Source organism: Streptomyces sp. NPDC051109 (assembly GCF_044455885.1).
Lineage (GTDB): Bacteria > Actinomycetota > Actinomycetes > Streptomycetales > Streptomycetaceae > Streptomyces.
The window spans coordinates 315,295-332,364 of sequence record NZ_JBITFF010000006.1 but is presented as its reverse complement, the minus strand read 5'-3'; the positions used below and the strand labels follow the sequence as shown (position 1 = coordinate 332,364).

The window sequence follows — 17,070 nt, the reverse complement described above, 5'->3', positions numbered from 1 at the left end:
CCGCCGTACGTCCTACAGCGCGCCCCCCGCCAGAGCGGCGACGACCGCGGGCAGCGCGGCCCCCGATCCGTCGCGGCGCGGGTCAACTGCCGGGAGTTCGGCCGGGCTGCCGTTCGCCGAGGCCGCGCGGACCGGCGCGTTGCCGGCCCAGGCCAGGACCAGCAGGTCCTCGCCCTTCAGGAACCGCTGGCAGCGCACGCCGCCGGTGGCCCGGCCCTTGCGCGGGTACTGGTCGAACGGGGTGAGCTTCCCGGACAGCATCGAGTCGTCCAGCGTCCCGTGCGAGCCCGCCACCGTGAACACCACGGCGTCGCGCGCCGGGTCCACCGCCGAGAAGTGGATCACCTTGGCGTTCTCGGAGAGCTTGATGCCCGCCATACCGCCCGCCGGGCGGCCCTGCGGGCGCACCTGGCCCGCCGGGTAGCGCAGCAGCTGGGCGTCGTCGGTGAGGAAGACCAGGTCCTCCTCGCCCGTGCGCAGTTCGACCGCGCCGACGATCCGGTCACCGTCCTTGAGGGTGATGACCTCCAGCTCGTCCTTGTTCGCCGGGTAGTCCGGCACGACGCGCTTGACCACGCCCTGCTCGGTGCCCAGGGCCAGGCCCTGCGAGGACTCGTCCAGCGAGGTCAGGCAGACCACCTTCTCGTCCGCCTCCAGTCCGGAGAGGAACTCCGAGACCGGTGCCCCGCCCGCCAGGTTCGGCGCGGCGTGGGTGTCCGGCAGCTGCGGCAGGTCGATCACCGCGAGCCGCAGCAGCCGCCCGTACGAGGTGACCACGCCGACGTCGGCCCGGGCGGTCGCGGCCACCTGCGAGACGATCAGGTCGTGCTTCGCGCGGGACCCGCCCTCCTCCTCCGGCAGCGGGTCGCCGTTGGCGGTGCGCGCCAGCAGGCCCGTCGAGGACAGCAGGACCCGGCAGGGGTCGTCCGCGACCTCCAGCGGAACCGCGGCGATCGCCGTGCCCGCCGACTCCAGCAGGACCGTCCGGCGCTCGGTGCCGAACTTCTTCGCGACCGCGGCCAGTTCCGTGGAGACCAGCTTGCGCAGCTCCGTGTCGGACTCCAGGATCCCGGTCAGTTCGTCGATCTCGCCGGTCAGCCGGTCGCGCTCGGACTCCAGCTCGATCCGGTCGAAGCGGGTGAGCCGGCGCAGCGGGGTGTCCAGGATGTACTGGGTCTGGATCTCGCTCAGCGAGAAGTGCTCGATCAGCCGCTCCTTCGCCTGCGCCGAGTTGTCGCTGTCCCGGATGATCCGGATGACCTCGTCGATGTCGATCAGGGCCACCAGCAGGCCCTCGACCAGGTGCAGCCGGTCGCGCCGCTTGCCGCGGCGGAACTCGCTGCGCCGCCGCACGACCTCGAAGCGGTGGTCGAGGTAGACCTCCAGCAGCTCCTTGAGGCCCAGGGTCAGCGGCTGGCCGTCGACCAGCGCGACGTTGTTGATGCCGAAGGACTCCTCCATCGGCGTCAGCTTGTACAGCTGCTCCAGGACGGCCTCCGGGTGGAAGCCGTTCTTGATCTCGATGACCAGGCGCAGGCCGTGCGAGCGGTCGGTGAGGTCCTTGACGTCCGCGATGCCCTGGAGCTTCTTGGAGCCGACCAGGTCCTTGATCTTCGCGATGACCTTCTCGGGGCCGACCGTGAAGGGCAGTTCCGTGACGACCAGGCCCTTGCGGCGCGCCGTCACGTTCTCCACGGCCACCGTCGCGCGGATCTTGAACGTGCCGCGGCCGTTCTCGTAGGCGTCCTTGATCCCCGAGAGCCCCACGATCCGGCCGCCCGTGGGCAGGTCCGGACCCGGCACGAAGCGCATCAGCGCCTCCAGGTCGGCCTGCGGGTAGCGGATCAGGTGGCGCGCGGCCGCGATGACCTCGCCCAGGTTGTGCGGCGGCATGTTGGTGGCCATCCCGACCGCGATCCCGGAGGCGCCGTTGACCAGCAGGTTCGGGTACGCGGCGGGCAGCGCGACCGGCTCCTGCTCCTGGCCGTCGTAGTTGGCGGTGAAGTCGACGGTGTCCTCGTCGATCGACTCCGTCATCAGTGACGTGGCGTCCGCCATCTTGCACTCGGTGTAACGCATCGCGGCCGGCGGGTCGTCGTTGCCGAGCGAACCGAAGTTGCCGTGGCCGTCGACCAGCGGCAGCCGCATCGAGAAGGGCTGGGCCATGCGCACGAGGGCGTCGTAGATCGACGCGTCACCGTGCGGGTGGAGCTTGCCCATGACCTCGCCGACGACGCGGGCGCACTTCACGTAGCCGCGGTCGGGGCGCAGGCCCATCTCGTTCATCTGGTAGACGATGCGCCGGTGTACCGGCTTCATGCCGTCCCGGGCGTCGGGCAGGGCGCGGGAGTAGATCACCGAGTACGCGTACTCGAGGAAGGAGCCCTGCATTTCGTCGACGACGTCGATGTCGAGGATCTTCTCCTCGAAATCCTCCGGCGGCGGGGTCTTCGTGCTGCGGCGGGCCATCGCTGCGCGGCTCCTTAACCAAGAAAGTGTGCTGGGGGTCTGGCGGCCGGTCTGATCGGCGTTGACGGGGTTGTCGCGGACCATTGTGGCCCGAGGCACCGACAACGCCGACTCCGACCCTGGGGTCACCCCCGGACGGAGGCGTGGGTGAGTGTGAGCCGGGAACTTCTCCGGTGCCCGACGCGCTTGCATACAGTGGCAGGTCTGACGGAAAACTCTGCATCGCGATCGAAGGGACCACATGCCCATGGGTCACACGGCCACAGCCCAGGCCGGCTCCGGCGGCCTGACAGCGACCGAGCACCGGCTGGCCAACGGCCTGCGCGTGGTGCTCTCCGAGGATCACCTGACCCCGGTCGCCGCGGTCTGCCTCTGGTACGACGTCGGCTCGCGCCACGAGGTCAAGGGGCGGACCGGCCTGGCTCACCTCTTCGAGCACCTGATGTTCCAGGGCTCGGCGAGCGTACCCGGCAACGGGCACTTCGAGCTGGTCCAGGGGGCCGGCGGTTCGCTCAACGGCACCACCAGCTTCGAGCGCACCAACTACTTCGAGACCATGCCGGCCCACCAGCTGGAGCTCGCGCTGTGGCTGGAAGCCGACCGGATGGGCTCGCTGCTGGCCGCCCTGGACGACGAGTCCATGGAGAACCAGCGCGACGTCGTCAAGAACGAGCGCCGCCAGCGGTACGACAACGTCCCCTACGGCACGGCCTTCGAGAAGCTGACCGCCCTCGCCTATCCCGAGGGCCACCCGTACCACCACACCCCCATCGGCTCCATGGCCGACCTGGACGCGGCCTCCCTGGAGGACGCCCGCACCTTCTTCCGTACGTACTACGCGCCCAACAACGCGGTGCTGTCGGTCGTCGGTGACATCGACCCCGAGCAGACGCTCGCCTGGGTCGAGAAGTACTTCGGCACCATCCCCGGGCACGAAGGCAAGCAGCCGCCGCGCGACGGGGCGCTGCCCGAGATCATGGGCCGCGAGCTGCGCGAGGAGATCGTCGAGGAGGTCCCGGCCCGTGCGCTGATGGCCGCCTACCGGCTCCCGCACGACGGCACCCGCGAGTGCGACGCGGCCGACGTGGCGCTGACCGTGCTGGGCGGAGGCGAGTCCTCCCGGCTGCACAACCGCCTGGTCCGCCGCGACCAGACCGCCGTCGCGGCCGGGTTCGGCATGCTGCGCCTCGCCGGTGCGCCCTCGCTGGGCTGGCTGGACGTGAAGACCTCCAGCGGCGTCGAGGTGCCCGCCATCGAGGCGGCCGTCGACGAGGAGCTCGCGCGGTTCGCCGCCGAGGGCCCGACCGCCGAGGAGATGGAGCGCGCCCAGGCGCAGCTGGAGCGCGAGTGGCTGGACCGGCTGAGCACGGTGGCCGGGCGCGCCGACGAACTGTGCCGCTTCGCGGTGCTGTTCGGCGACCCGCAGCTGGCGCTCAGCGCGGTCGGACGCGTCCTCGACATCACCGCCGAGGAAGTGCAGGCCGTGGCCGCCGCCCGACTGCGCCCCGACAACCGCGCGGTGCTGGTGTACGAGCCGCTCCCGGCAGCAGCCGGCGAGAACGGTGAGAGCGACGAGAACGAGGGGGCGGAGCAGTGAGCGACACCGCAGCCGTCACGATGACCTTCCACCCGCAGCCCCAGGCCGGCCAGGCCAGGCCGTGGGCCTTCCCGGCGCCCGAGCGCGGCTCGCTGCCCAACGGCCTGACCGTGCTGCGCTGCCACCGGCCCGGCCAGCAGGTCGTCGCCGTCGAGGTCAACCTCGCGGCCCCGCTCGACGCCGAGCCCCAGGGCCTGGACGGGGTGGCGACGATCATGGCCCGCGCCCTGTCCGAGGGCACCGACAAGCACTCCGCCGAGGAGTTCGCGGCCGAGCTGGAGCGCTGCGGCGCCACGCTCGACGCGCACGCCGACCACCCGGGCCTGCGGGTCTCCCTGGAGGTCCCGGCCTCCCGGCTGGCCAAGGCGCTGGGCCTGGTCGCCGAGGCGCTGCGCGCACCCGCCTTCGCCGACAGCGAGGTCGACCGGCTGGTGCGCAACCGGCTCGACGAGATCCCGCACGAGCTGGCCAATCCGCAGCGCCGGGCCGCCAAGGAGCTCTCCCGGCAGCTCTTCCCGTCGACCCTGCGCATGTCCCGGCCGCGCCAGGGCACCGAGGAGACGGTCGCCCGGATCGACTCCGCTGCCGTACGCGCCTTCTACGAGGCCCACGTACGCCCCGCCACCGCCACCGCGGTGGTCGTCGGCGACCTGACCGGGATCGACCTGGACGCCGTCCTGGGGGACACCCTGGGCTCCTGGAGCGGCAACTCCGCCGAGCCGCTCCCGGTTCCGCCGGTCACCGCCGACGACACGGGCCGCGTGGTCATCGTGGACCGGCCCGGCGCGGTCCAGACGCAGCTGCTCATCGGCCGGATCGGGCCGGACCGGCACGACCGGGTCTGGGCGGCCCAGGTGCTCGGCACCTACTGCCTGGGCGGCACCCTCACCTCACGCCTGGACAAGGTGCTGCGCGAGGAGAAGGGCTACACGTACGGCGTGCGCGCCTTCGGCCAGGTGCTGCGCTCCACCGCAGACGGCAAGGGCGCCTCGATGCTCGCCATCAGCGGCTCGGTCGACACCCCCAACACCGGCCCGGCGCTGGACGACCTCTGGAAGGTGCTCCGCACCCTCGCGGAGGGCGGCCTGACCGACGCCGAACGGGACGTGGCGGTGCAGAACTTGGTGGGCGTGGCCCCGTTGAAGTTCGAGACGGCCGCGGCCGTCGCCGGCACGCTCGCCGACCAGGTCGAGCAGGAGCTTCCGGACGACTACCAGGCGCAGTTGTACGCGCAGCTGGCCCAAACGGGCACGGTGGAGGCGACGTCGGCCGTCCTGGCGGCCTTCCCGGTGGACCGCCTGGTCACGGTCCTGGTGGGCGACGCCGCGCAGATCGAGGAGCCCGTGCGGGCGCTCGGGATCGGTGAGGTCACCGTCGTCACCAACTGACGGACATTCCAAGGGGCTCCGGCGGCTTGTCCGCCGGGGCCCCTTTTGTCTGTTTCGTGGAGAGGTTGCTCGTATGGGGTGTGGCGTATGCAACAAAAACGCGTGTCTGTTTGGCGATTGACTGATGATCCGCCTAGCGTCGGCCGTGCTGTCCGTCAGTTGTACGCGCCGCATCCGCGGCACCGGGCAGCGATCGCCGAGTCCCCGTCAGGCGCGAGCCTGGGGAGCCGGGGACCCACATGTGTCCCTGGGGTGAATCGGACCGCCTCGCCAGAGGGGGCCCGTAGGAGACCTTCCTGCTCCGAACCCGTCAGCTAACCCGGTAGGCGAGAAGGAAGGAAAGGATCAGCCCCTTCATGGCGTTTGGCAGTCGTGCCGCCGGTAAGCACCGTGGTTCCAGTCGTCTGAGCCGCAAGACCGCCGGTTACGCCGGCATAGCCGCCCTCGCCACCACCGGTGTCGTCGGCTCCCTCGCAGGCCCGGCGTTCGCCGCGTCGGACAAGGCCCCCTCCATGGAGGACACCGGTCTGAACGCCGTCGTGACGGCCGAGGACCTCCCGGGCCAGATCGAGGCCCAGGCCGACGCCCAGGAGCACGCGGCCGAGGCCGCGGCCCTGAAGGCGAAGGCGGAGGCCGACGCGAAGGCGCGCGCCGCCGAGGCCAAGCAGAAGGCCGAGGAGAAGGCGAAGGCCGAGCGCGAGGCCGCCGAGCGCGCCGCCCGCGAGGAGGAGCGCAAGCGCCTCAACACCTTCGTCGCCCCCGTCGACGAGTCCTACATCAGCACCCAGTGGCACGCGGGCGGCGGCATGTGGTCCTCCGGCAGCCACACCGGCATCGACTTCCACGCGGCCTCCGGCACCACGGTGCACGCGGTCGGCATCGGCACCGTGGTCGAGGCCGGCTGGGGCGGCGCGTACGGCAACAACGTCGTCATCAAGCACGCCGACGGCACGTACACGCAGTACGGCCACATGTCCTCGCTGAGCGTCTCCGTCGGCGACCAGGTCACCGCCGGCCAGCAGATCGGCCTGTCGGGCTCCACCGGCAACTCCAGCGGCCCGCACCTGCACTTCGAGGCCCGTACCGGCGCCCAGTACGGCTCGGACATCGACCCGGTCGCGTACCTGCGCCAGCACGGCGTCAACGTCTGACCCGCAGCACCGAAACCGAAGGCCCCGGCTCCCCGAGCCGGGGCCTTCGTGTTGGCTGTAAACATCGCCTATTTCCGCCCGCGCTCGGAATTTATCGCCCGGTGCAATAGAGTCCGCGTAACGACAGTCGGAAGTCGGAATTAGGCGGAGGTCCGGACTTGCGTATTCCTGCGCACGCGGTATGCACGGCCATCCGCGAAGACATCGTCTCCGGGGTCTTCGAGCCGGGCGCCCGGCTGACGGAGGAACTGCTGGCCCGCCGGTACGGGGTCTCCCGCGTCCCCGTCCGCGAGGCGCTGCGGACCCTGGAGTCCGAGGGCTTCGTCACCACCCGGCGGCACGCGGGCGCCTGCGTCGCCGAGCCCACCGAGCAGGAGGCGGCCGACCTCCTGGAGCTGCGGCTGCTGCTGGAGCCGCTGGCGGCCGCCCGCGCCGCCCGGCGTCGTACCGAGGGCCACCTCAAGGTGCTGCGCGGGCTGGTCAGGCTGGGTCAGGAGCGGGCCCGGCGGGGGCAGGGGGAGGATCTGCGGTCCCTGGGCGGCTGGTTCCACGAGACCCTCGCCCAGGCCTCCGGCAGCCCCGGGCTGATCTCGCTGCTCACACAGATGCGCCACAAGGTCGCCTGGATGTACTCCGTGCAGGCGCCGGCCCGGCCGGTGGACTCCTGGGCCGAGCACGGAGCGATCGTGGACGCGATCGTCCGCGGGGACGCCGAGCGGGCCCGGGCGCTGACCGCGCTCCACGCGGACCGCGCGGCCGGGGCGCACCGGCTGCGGGTGAGGATTTCGCAACATGCCGTAAACACGGCGAGCGGTCCGCATTAACAAAGGCCGCGTATCAAAGAGTGAAGGCTGCGGCTGAATTCCCGCTGCATACGCCCTCGCCCTGCGCGCATGCGATGAATTCCCAAAATCGGCAGAACGAAGAAGCCGCGGCCACCACCGGAATACCGGTGGTGGCCGCGGCTTCTCCGTGTGCCCGGGGCGAACCCGAAGGGTCAGACGGTCTCGGGGAGCTCTTCGAGACCCTCGGCGACCAGCTTCGCGAGGCGGTCCAGCGCCGCCTCGGCGCCCTCGGCGTCGGACGCGAGGATGATCTCCTCGCCGCCCTGCGCACCCAGGCCCAGCACCGCGAGCATGGACGCGGCGTTGACGGGGTTCCCGTCGGCCTTCGCGATGGTCACCGGGACGCCGGAAGCGGTCGTCGCGCGGACGAAGATCGAGGCGGGACGAGCGTGCAGGCCCTCGGCCCAGCCGACGTTGACGCGGCGCTCTGCCATGGTGATGCCCTTCAGGTTCTTACGGTTGTCTAGACCAGTCTCTCACGACGTCCCTGATGCTCCGACCGACCTTCGGCCCGACTCCACCGCCGTTTGACCTACCCCAGCTTGCACCGGTTCGCCCGACCTTGCCGCGCGCGCCGCGCAGGAGCCATTCGGCCAGTACCGGCCGTAAGATCGCGGCATGACCACCGCGTCGGACCCCTCGTACCCGGCCCACTGGGAGGCGGACGTCGTCCTGCGCGACGGCGGCACCGCACGGATCCGGCCGATCACCACGGAGGACGCGGGCCGGCTGGTCAGCTTCTACGAGCAGGTCTCCGACGAGTCGAAGTACTACCGCTTCTTCGCGCCCTACCCCCGGCTCTCCGCCCGTGACGTGCGCCGCTTCACCCACCACGACTACGTGGACCGGGTCGGCCTCGCGGCGACCATCGGCGAGGAGTTCATCGGCACCGTCCGCTACGACCGGATCGGCCCCGACGGCCGGCCCGCCTCCGCCCCCGCCGACGAGGCCGAGGTCGCCTTCCTCGTCCAGGACGCCCACCAGGGCCGCGGTGTCGCCTCCGCGCTCCTCGAACACATCGGCGCGGTCGCCCGCGAGCGGGGCGTCCGCCGGTTCGCGGCCGAGGTGCTGCCCGCCAACAATAAAATGATCAAGGTGTTCAAGGACGCCGGGTACGAGCAGAAGCGCAGCTTCGAGGACGGCTCCGTCCACCTCACCCTCGACCTCGAACCCACCGCCGAGTCCCTGGCCGTGCAGCGCGCCCGCGAGCAGCGCGCCGAGGCCCGCTCCGTGCAGCGGCTGCTGACCCCCCGCTCCGTGGCCGTCATCGGAGTCAGCCGCTCCGGCGCGGGCGTCGGCGCGGCGGCCCTGCGGAACCTGCGCGACAGCGGATTCCGCGGCCACCTCTACGCCGTGAACGAGGCCGTCACCACCGACCTGCTGGACGGCGTACGGGCCTACCGCGCGCTCGGCGCCGTCGACGCGCCCGTCGACCTCGCGGTGATCGCGGTCCCGGCCGAGCGGGTCCCCGAGGCCGTGGCCGCCTGCGGCGAACACGGGGTGCAGGGGCTCGTGGTGCTCTCCGCCGGGTACGGGGAGAGCGGCCCGGCCGGCCTCGACCGGCAGCGCGAACTGGTGCGCCAGGTGCGCTCGTACGGGATGCGGCTGATCGGGCCGAACGCGTACGGCGTGATCAACACCGCCCCGGAGGTCGGGCTCAACGCCTCCCTGACCCCGGCCCCCGCGCCGATCCGGGGCCGCATCGGGCTGTTCACCCAGTCCGGGGCGATCGGCATCTCGCTGCTCTCCGCACTGCTGCGGCGGGGCGAGGGACTGTCGTCCTTCGTCTCGGCGGGCAACCGGGCGGACGTCTCCGGGAACGACATCCTCCAGTACTGGTACGAGGACGAGGCCACCGACGTCGCGCTCATGTACCTCGAAACCCTCGGCAACCCGCGGAAGTTCACCCGCCTCGCCCGTCGGACGGCCGCCGTGAAGCCGGTGGTCGTCGCGCGGGGCGGCCGCCACACCCCGGCGGGGCACGTGGTCCCCGGGACCCGGCTGCCGGACGCCACGGTCTCGGCCCTGCTGCGGCAGGCGGGGGTGATCCGGGTCGACACGGTGACCGAGCTGGTGGACGTCGGGCTGCTGCTGGCCTCGCAGCCGCTGCCGGCCGGTCCGCGCGTGGCGATCCTCGGGAACTCGGAGTCGCTCGGCGTCCTCACGTACGACGCCTGCCTCGCGCAGGGGCTGCGGCCCGGCGCCCCGCAGGACCTCACGACGGCGGCGAGGCCGCAGGACTTCCGGGCGGCGCTGGCCGCGGCGCTGGGCTCCGCCGAGAACGACGCGGTGATCGTCACCGTGATCCCGTGGGTGAACGAGCAGGAGCCGCAGGACGACCTGGCCGAGGCCCTGCGGGACGCGGCGGCCGGGTACCCCGGCAAGCCGGTGGCGGTGGTCCACGTGGAACTGGCCGAGCTCGTCGACGCCCTGTCCCCGGCGGGGCCGGGCGCGGCGCCCGCGACGGCGGCGTCCCCGCGCCCCCGCCCCACCGACGAGGAGGGCGGCGGATTCGCCGGACCTGACGTGCGGATCCCGGCGTATCCGGCCGCCGAGCGGGCCGTACGGGCCGTCGCCGAGGCCGTCCGGTACGGACAGTGGCGGCGGGCCAACGCCGAGGCCGGGCAGGTCCCCGCATACGAGGACATCGACGAGGCCGCAGCCGCCGCCCGGCTCGCCGACCTCCTGGCCGACGTCGGCGACGGCGTGCTCACCCTCACCGAGCCCGACGCCGCCGCACTGCTCGCCCACTACGGGATCCGGGTGCTCCCGACCCTGCCGGCGCCCAGCGCAGACGCCGCGGTCCGGGCCGCGCGGAGCCTGGGCTACCCGGTCGCCCTCAAGACCACCGCCCCGCACCTGCGCCACCGCGCGGACCTCGGCGGCGTACGCCTCGACCTCGCGACCGAGGCCGACCTGCGCCGCTCGTACGAGGAGCTCACCGACCTCCTCGGCACGGCCGACGAGCTGCTCCCCGTCGTCCAGGCCATGGTGCCCCGCGGGGTCGACACCGTCGTGCGGTCCGTGATCGACCCCGCCGCCGGCGCCGTCCTCTCCTTCGGGCTCGCCGGCGTCGCCTCCGAACTGCTCGGCGACACCGCCCACCGGCTCGTCCCCGCCACCGACCGGGACGCCGCCGGGCTCATCCGGTCCATCCGGGCCGCCCCCCTCCTCTTCGGCTGGCGCGGCAGCGACCCCGTCGACACCCCCGCCCTCGAAGAGCTCCTGCTGCGGCTGTCCCGGCTCGTCGACGACCACCCCGAAGTGGTGGGCGTCACGCTCGAACCCGTCGTCGTCGCCACCGAGGGCCTCTCCGTGCTCAGCGCCGCCGTCCGCGTGGCCCACCCGCCGGCCCGCACCGATCTCGGCCCCCGGACACTCCCCAGCTACTGACCGGCCCGCCAACCTCGGGAAGACGCGACCTTGGGCGCCCGGGGCGCCCCCTGCGGGCCTTAGGATGGACCTCATGGCGAAATCCGGTACGACGACCCAGGGGCTGCGCACGGCGATCGAGCGCAGCGGCTACTACCCGGCCCTCGTGGCCGAGGCCGTGGAGGCCGCGGTGGGCGGCGAGCCGGTCTCGTCGTACCTGGTCCACCAGGAGACGACCTTCGACTCCAACGAGGTGCGCCGGCACGTCACCGTCCTGGTCCTGACCGGCAACCGCTTCATCGTGAGCCACACCGACGAGCAGGCCGCCGACGCCGGTTCCCCGTCCCCGTACGCGACCACCTCCACCGAGTCCGTCAAGATCGGCGCGATCTCCTCCGTGGTGCTCAGCCGCGTCGTCGCCAACCCCGAGTCGTACACGCCCGGCACCCTGCCCCGCGAGGTCGTCCTGACCATCGGCTGGGGCGCGGTCTCCCGGATCGACCTGGAGCCCGCCGCCTGCGGCGACCCGAACTGCGACTCCGACCACGGCTACACCGGCAACTCCACCGCCGACGACCTCAGCCTGCGTGTCAGCGAGGCCGGCGACGGCCCGGAGGCGGTCCGCCAGACCCTCGTGTTCGCTCAGGCGCTCAGTGAAGCGACGGCGGCCACGTCCACTTCCGCCCGCTGATGTCCTATTCCGCACCGTCCAACTGGGACGAGCCGGAGCTGCTGGACCTCACCGGCGCCCCCGTCCCCGAGTACGGCACCGGCTCGCTCGCCGACCTGCTGCCGACCCTCGTGGCCGGCCAGGGCGTCCCCGGGTTCACCGCCGCGATCCCCGAGCTCACCCCCGCCGACCGGAACTGCGTGTTCCTCGTCGACGGCATGGGCTGGGAGCAGATCAAGGCCCACCCGGACGAGGCCCCCTACCTGACCTCCCTCCTCGGCAGCTCACGCGGCGGCACCGGCCGCCCCATCACGGCGGGCTTCCCGGCGACCACCGCCACCTCGCTGGCCTCCGTCGGCACCGGCCTGCCGCCCGCCCGGCACGGCCTGCCCGGCTACGCAGTGCGCAACCCGGCCACCGGCGAGCTGATGAACCAGCTCCGCTGGCACCCCTGGACCCCGCCGAAGCCCTGGCAGCCCTACCCGACCGTCTTCCAGCAGGCCGACAAGGCGGGGGTGGCGACGGCGCAGGTGTCCTCGCCCGCCTTCCAGACCACCCCGCTCACCAAGATCGCGCTGAGCGGCGGCACCTTCCTCGGCCGGATGACCGGCGAGGAGCGGATGGACCTGGCGGCCGAGCGGCTCGCGGCCGGGGACCGCTCGCTGGTGTACACGTACTACAGCGAGCTCGACGGGGCCGGCCACCGGCACGGCGTGAACTCCGACGCCTGGCGCGGCCAGCTGATGTACGTCGACCGGCTGGTGCAGCGGCTCGCCGAACAACTCCCGCCGCGCACCGCGCTGTACGTGACCGCCGACCACGGCATGGTGGACGTCCCCTTCGACGAGGACTCCCGGATCGACTACGACGAGGACTGGGAGCTGGGCGCGGGCGTGGCCCTGCTCGGCGGCGAGGGCCGGGCCCGGCACGTGTACGCCGTACCGGGTGCCGAGGCCGACGTCCTGACCGTGTGGCGCGAGGTGCTGGGCGACCGGTTCTGGATCGCGAGCCGCGAAGAGGCCCTGGAACTGGGCTGGTTCGGGCCGCCGGGGGAGTGCGACGAGCGCGTGCTCGGACGGATCGGCGACGTGGTCGCCGCCGCGTACGCCGATGCCGCGATCACCGCGTCCGTGAACGAGCCCAACGAATCGGCCCTCGCCGGAATGCACGGCTCCATGACCGCGGCCGAGCAGCTGGTCCCGCTGCTCGAAATCCGCACCTGACCGCCCGCCCCGTCCGCCCCGTCCGCCCCGCACGCCCCTCCTGCCGACCACGACGACCCGAAAGGTCCCGTTCCCTCCATGCCCGAATTGGTGTTCTTCTCCGGCACGATGGACTGCGGGAAAAGTACGTTGGCGCTCCAGATCGGCCACAACCGCTCGGCCCGGGGCCTGCAGGGCGTGATCTTCACGCGCGACGACCGCGCGGGCGAGGGCAAGCTCTCCTCGCGCCTGGGCCTGGTGACCGAGGCCGTCGAGGCGCGCCCGGGCATGGACCTCTACGGGTACCTGGTGGGCCAGATGTCGAAGGGCGCCAAGGTCGACTACGTCATCGTGGACGAGGCGCAGTTCCTCGCCCCCGAGCAGATCGACCAGCTGGCGCGCGTCGTGGACGACCTGGACCTGGACGTCTTCGCCTTCGGCATCACCACGGACTTCCGCACCAAGCTGTTCCCCGGCTCGCAGCGCCTCATCGAGCTGGCCGACCGGATAGAGACCCTCCAGGTGGAGGCGATGTGCTGGTGCGGGGCGCGCGCCACCCACAACGCCCGCACGGTGGGCGGCGAGATGGTCGTGGAGGGCGAGCAGGTCGTCGTCGGCGACGTCAACCGCTCGTCGGAGGAGGTCGGTTACGAGGTGCTGTGCCGCCGCCACCACCGTCGCCGCATGACGAGTGCCGCGGCCCACGCCGCCGCCCTCTCCCCGGACGTCCTCCCGGTCAACCACGCCTGAGCCCCTTGGCCGTACCCGCCCCCGGCCGTTCCCGGGAAGCGGAAGACACCCTTCGACGGATGCGGCACTAGGCTCGCGGCATGGATGATCCCTTGCTGACGGACAGCGGTGCCCGGGCCCTCGACGGAGGGCCCGCCGGAGACCCTCCGGTACGGCGCCTGCCCGCGGTCGTGGCCAAGGCGCGGGTGCTGTTCAGCGACCTCCGGGGACGAGTGCTGCTGGTACGGCTCCAGCCCTGGCACGGCGGTGTGCACTGGGGCCTGCCGGGGGGAACCGTGGAGGCCGGGACGGAGGCTCCGCGGCAGGCGGCCGTGCGTGAGATCGCGGAGGAGACCGGTCTGTCGTGCGTGCCGGGACGGCTCCTCGCCCTGGACTGGGTCAACCGGAGCGACGGCCAACAGCCGCGGATCGTCCACGTCTTCGACGGCGGGCTGCTGGAGGACGAACGGCTGGAGGGCATCAGGCTGGACGGGGCGGAACTGGCGGAGTGGCGGATGTGCACCCCGCGGGAGGCCGAGGCACTGCTGTCGGAGGCGAGCCGGGGACAGCTGGCCGCAGCGCTCGCGGTGCTGTCGCAAGGAGGCGGCCCGGCTGAGCTCGTGGACGGGGTGGCTGCCGCAGCGGTCCCGCAGGCGTGACCCCGGCAGTGGTCAGAGCTCCAGTACCGCCCGCGCGACGGCAGCGGCCTGGGCCTTGATCTCGGGGACCGCCGTGGTCTCGAAGAGGTTGCCCCGGCGCAGCGCACCCAGCGCCCAGACGCGGGCGGCGCCGGGCACGGTCTGCGTCTCGGCGGGCCGCAGACGGCCGTCGGGACCGGTGTCCAGGCCGATTCCGCAGGGTCCGGGCCGGGCAAGTCCACGAGCCAGCAGATCCGTGAGCAGGGGGTCGCCGGAAGCCGCCACGGAGGTCTGCGGGCCGGTGCAGTTCACCACCGCGCCCACGCGGAGCTCCCTCCCGTCGCGCAACCCCACCCGCACCCCTGCACCGTCGGGGTCGCTCCGGACGACCTCGCCCGCCGAAACCTCCAGCAGGCCTTCCCCGCGCAGCTCCTGGAGGGCGGCGGCGGACGCGGGTGCCAGCCGGTGCCGGTGGGTCTCCCACACGCGCAGGTCCTCGCTGAGGAAGCGGTCCTGGTCCGCGGGGTTCAAGCGCTGCCAGAGGTCCGCCGTCACGGGGCGCAGGCCGTCCAGCGCGGGCCGCCAGTCACCGTGGATGCGACGGGTCGCGGCCACGTGCCGCAGCACGGCGCGGCGCAGGGCATCGAGGGTGTCCGGGCCGTCGAGGCCGGGGGGTGCGACGGGCGGGGCCGGGCGGGTGGTGTGGGACTGGGGCAGGAGACCGTGGCGGGACACGGCGTGGAGCACGCGGCCGGGGCGCGCCAGAGCGAGTGCCACGTCGACCATCGTCAGGCCCGTGCCGACGAGCAGCAGGTCATCGCCGGCCGCCGCCACGCGATCGAGCGCACCGGGGGCCCAGGGGTCGGGTACGAAGCAGGGGGAGGAGCGGAGGTTCGCCGGCGCCCAGGACCGGCCCGGCGGAAGGCCGCCGACGGCCAGGACGACGGCGTCGGCGCACAGGGTGCGTCCGCTCGCTCCGTACAGGGCGAGCACACCGCCGCCGGGCTCCATCCCGATGCCGGTGATCCGGTCAGGTACGGCGCGCAGGCCGGCGGTGCTGCTCCGCGCGGCCGTGTCCGCCAACAGGTCCAGGAGGTACCGGCCGTACAGCCGGCGTGCCGGGTAGCCGTGGACGTCCTGGTGCCCCCGCGCGGAGAGCCAGTCGGGGAAGTCGCGGGGAGTGATGCCCATGCGGCCGGCCGGGGTGTTGAGGACGTGGCGGGAATCCGTCGTCCGATAGGCGGGCCCAGGGGCCTCGCCGACCGCGGGGTCGATCAGCAGGACGGTACACGGCTCGCCCTGGAGTTCGGCACGTACCAGCAGGTTGACCGCTGTCAGTATCCCCGCGGCCCCGGCCCCGACCACCCCTACGGTCGGCCCTGCCAACGGGGCGCGCCCCGTCTCGTCGTGCATCATCAACATGGCGAGATCATTACCCATGGCCGTCTACTATCTGCACCGAGGGTGAGGGGACGGGGCAACGGGTATGCAGGGTGACGGCATCGGGAGGCGAGTACCGATGACTGGCTCGACCGTCGGCGACGAGGCACCGCGAGAGCCGGGGCGGGCGCACTTGGCCGCGTTGCTGGGTGTGAGCGACCGGCTCCTGGACGTCTACGGGAGCGTGGTGCGCCGCCCCGGATGGGGCGTCGGCGAGATCGCCGGTCATCTGGGGATGGCGGAGGCCCAGGTGCGCAGCTGCCTGGACGAGCTCGCGGAACTTTCGATGCTCTACCCGGTCACGCACTCGACCACCCCGGTCGCACTGAACCCCGAGGTCGGCCTGGCCGCCCTGCTGAACCGGCGGGACACCGAGATCCAGCACCAGCAGGCCCAGCTCGCCGCGGCCCGTACCGAAGTGGCCGAGCTCGCCGCCGTCTACTCCAGCCACCACGGGTATTGGGGCAACCGCGGACTGGAGCAGCTCGATGACCTGACCATGGTACGGGCGCGGCTGGTCGAGCTCGCCGAGCAGGCCCAGCACGAGCTGCTCTCGTTCATGCCGGGCGGAGCGCAGAGCAGCGAAGCGCTGGACGCCAGCCGGCCCCTGGACGAGAAGAGCCTGTCGGCCGGGGTCAGGATCCGGACCCTGTACCTCGACAGCGTCCGCAACGACCGGGCCACCACGGAGTACGCCCGCTGGCTGGCCGGGCTCGGTGGCGAGATCCGTACGATTCCCTCCTTGCCGGTGCGCATGCTCGTCGTCGACAGGTCCGTGGCCCTCCTGCCCACGGACCCGGAGAACAGCAGGGCCGGAGCCGTCGTGGTGAAGGCCCCGGGTGTCCTGGCGGCTCTTGTGCACACGTTCGAAGCGGCCTGGGTGCAGGGGCAGACACTGGACGGAGCCAGGCCTTCGGGACCGGGCGAGGTGACGGCCCAGGAGCTGGAGCTGCTGAGGCTGTTGGAACTGGGAAGCACGGACGAGGTGGCCGCCCGCAAGCTCGGTGTCTCCTTGCGGACGGTGCGCAGGATGATGGCGGACATCATGGGGCGGCTGGGCGCGCGCAGCCGGTTCGAGGCCGGGCTGCTGGCGGTCAGGGCGGGCTGGATGTAGGGCGCGGCCCTCCGCGCGTGGCAGTCCCGTGCCATGGCAGCGAGCGGCCGGGAGCAATCCGCTTGACCCGAGCACAGCGGTGCCACCATGTGCTCCCATGTACGCGATCCATATCCGCCAGATGCTGCCTATGCCCGGGCGACTGGACATCAATGATGTCGCCATGGAATTGTCGGACGCTCGGGAAGGCGTCCTGGAACATATCTACGCGCCTAGATCGAATGAATTCGGACATAGCGGAGTGCTCTACGTCACTGGGCCTTCTGCGGTAGCGGCGGGGGCCTCGGTGCTGGCCGCAGTCCGAAAAGTACTCACAGGTAGCCTAATGAGAGCGGATTTGGTGACTTCTGCCGATCCCCGATCCGCAGGCCTGTGCGATGGGACGATCCGCGTGGCCGCGTCCGACGCTTCTTGAGTGGCACCATGTGGCCTGGGCAGCTTATGGCCATCTAAAC

General features: G+C 72.3%; 13 protein-coding genes and 1 riboswitch. Of the genes, 10 read left to right on the top strand and 3 right to left on the bottom strand.

Going from position 1 to position 17,070, the window contains the following annotated elements; all coding sequences use genetic code 11:
- Positions 1-12: 12 nt before the first annotated feature.
- A complete protein-coding gene (locus ACIBAD_RS14600; protein ID WP_134070577.1) occupies positions 13-2,469 on the bottom strand; it encodes a DNA topoisomerase IV subunit A in 2,457 nt (818 codons plus the stop codon).
- Positions 2,470-2,716: 247 nt separating this feature from the next.
- On the opposite strand from ACIBAD_RS14600, the gene ACIBAD_RS14595 reads away from it, so the two are divergent.
- The 4 genes from ACIBAD_RS14595 to ACIBAD_RS14580 all read left to right on the top strand — a co-directional run bounded on the left by ACIBAD_RS14595 (position 2,717) and on the right by ACIBAD_RS14580 (position 7,429).
- Positions 2,717-4,066: a pitrilysin family protein gene (locus tag ACIBAD_RS14595; RefSeq protein WP_166682037.1), complete on the top strand. Its 1,350-nt coding sequence runs from the start codon at positions 2,717-2,719 to the stop codon at positions 4,064-4,066.
- A 20-nt stretch (positions 4,067-4,086) separates the two neighbouring features.
- A complete protein-coding gene (locus ACIBAD_RS14590) occupies positions 4,087-5,454 on the top strand; it encodes a pitrilysin family protein (protein WP_134074351.1) in 1,368 nt (455 codons plus the stop codon).
- A gap of 184 nt (positions 5,455-5,638) precedes the next feature.
- Positions 5,639-5,797: riboswitch (cyclic di-AMP (ydaO/yuaA leader) on the top strand.
- Positions 5,798-5,810: 13 nt separating this feature from the next.
- Entirely contained in the window at positions 5,811-6,605 is a 795-nt protein-coding gene (locus tag ACIBAD_RS14585; protein WP_134070573.1) for a M23 family metallopeptidase, read from the top strand.
- A 158-nt stretch (positions 6,606-6,763) separates the two neighbouring features.
- Positions 6,764-7,429 (top strand): GntR family transcriptional regulator, encoded by a 666-nt coding sequence (locus ACIBAD_RS14580; protein ID WP_398906787.1) that lies wholly within the window; start codon positions 6,764-6,766, stop codon positions 7,427-7,429.
- 173 nt (positions 7,430-7,602) lie between these two features.
- Here ACIBAD_RS14580 and ACIBAD_RS14575 read toward each other — a convergent pair whose 3' ends face one another.
- On the bottom strand, positions 7,603-7,884 hold the full coding sequence (locus ACIBAD_RS14575) for an HPr family phosphocarrier protein (protein ID WP_053691473.1): 282 nt from the start codon (positions 7,882-7,884) through the stop codon (positions 7,603-7,605).
- Positions 7,885-8,068: 184 nt separating this feature from the next.
- Here ACIBAD_RS14575 and ACIBAD_RS14570 point away from each other — a divergent pair, with 184 nt between their 5' ends.
- From ACIBAD_RS14570 to ACIBAD_RS14550, 5 genes are all read left to right on the top strand, one after another.
- Positions 8,069-10,843 carry a GNAT family N-acetyltransferase gene (locus ACIBAD_RS14570; RefSeq protein WP_398906785.1) on the top strand — a complete coding sequence of 925 codons (2,775 nt, stop codon included), beginning with the start codon at positions 8,069-8,071 and terminating at the stop codon, positions 10,841-10,843.
- Positions 10,844-10,907: 64 nt separating this feature from the next.
- On the top strand, positions 10,908-11,513 hold the full coding sequence (locus tag ACIBAD_RS14565; protein WP_078988504.1) for a DUF5998 family protein: 606 nt from the start codon (positions 10,908-10,910) through the stop codon (positions 11,511-11,513).
- On the top strand, positions 11,513-12,715 hold the full coding sequence (locus ACIBAD_RS14560; protein ID WP_398906782.1) for an alkaline phosphatase family protein: 1,203 nt from the start codon (positions 11,513-11,515) through the stop codon (positions 12,713-12,715). The genes ACIBAD_RS14565 and ACIBAD_RS14560 overlap by 1 nt, the downstream gene beginning before the upstream one ends.
- A 78-nt stretch (positions 12,716-12,793) precedes the next feature.
- The gene (locus ACIBAD_RS14555) at positions 12,794-13,444 is read left to right on the top strand and encodes a thymidine kinase (RefSeq protein WP_134070567.1); all 651 of its coding nucleotides are present in this window, start codon (positions 12,794-12,796) and stop codon (positions 13,442-13,444) included.
- A gap of 80 nt (positions 13,445-13,524) precedes the next feature.
- Positions 13,525-14,082 (top strand): NUDIX hydrolase, encoded by a 558-nt coding sequence (locus tag ACIBAD_RS14550; protein WP_134070565.1) that lies wholly within the window; start codon positions 13,525-13,527, stop codon positions 14,080-14,082.
- A 12-nt stretch (positions 14,083-14,094) separates the two neighbouring features.
- Here ACIBAD_RS14550 and ACIBAD_RS14545 read toward each other — a convergent pair whose 3' ends face one another.
- Positions 14,095-15,483 carry an FAD/NAD(P)-binding protein gene (locus tag ACIBAD_RS14545; protein WP_398906779.1) on the bottom strand — a complete coding sequence of 463 codons (1,389 nt, stop codon included), beginning with the start codon at positions 15,481-15,483 and terminating at the stop codon, positions 14,095-14,097.
- A 97-nt stretch (positions 15,484-15,580) separates the two neighbouring features.
- Between ACIBAD_RS14545 and ACIBAD_RS14540 the strand changes: the two genes are divergently transcribed.
- Positions 15,581-16,615: a LuxR C-terminal-related transcriptional regulator gene (locus ACIBAD_RS14540; RefSeq protein ID WP_134070563.1), complete on the top strand. Its 1,035-nt coding sequence runs from the start codon at positions 15,581-15,583 to the stop codon at positions 16,613-16,615.
- Positions 16,616-17,070 lie beyond the last annotated feature (455 nt).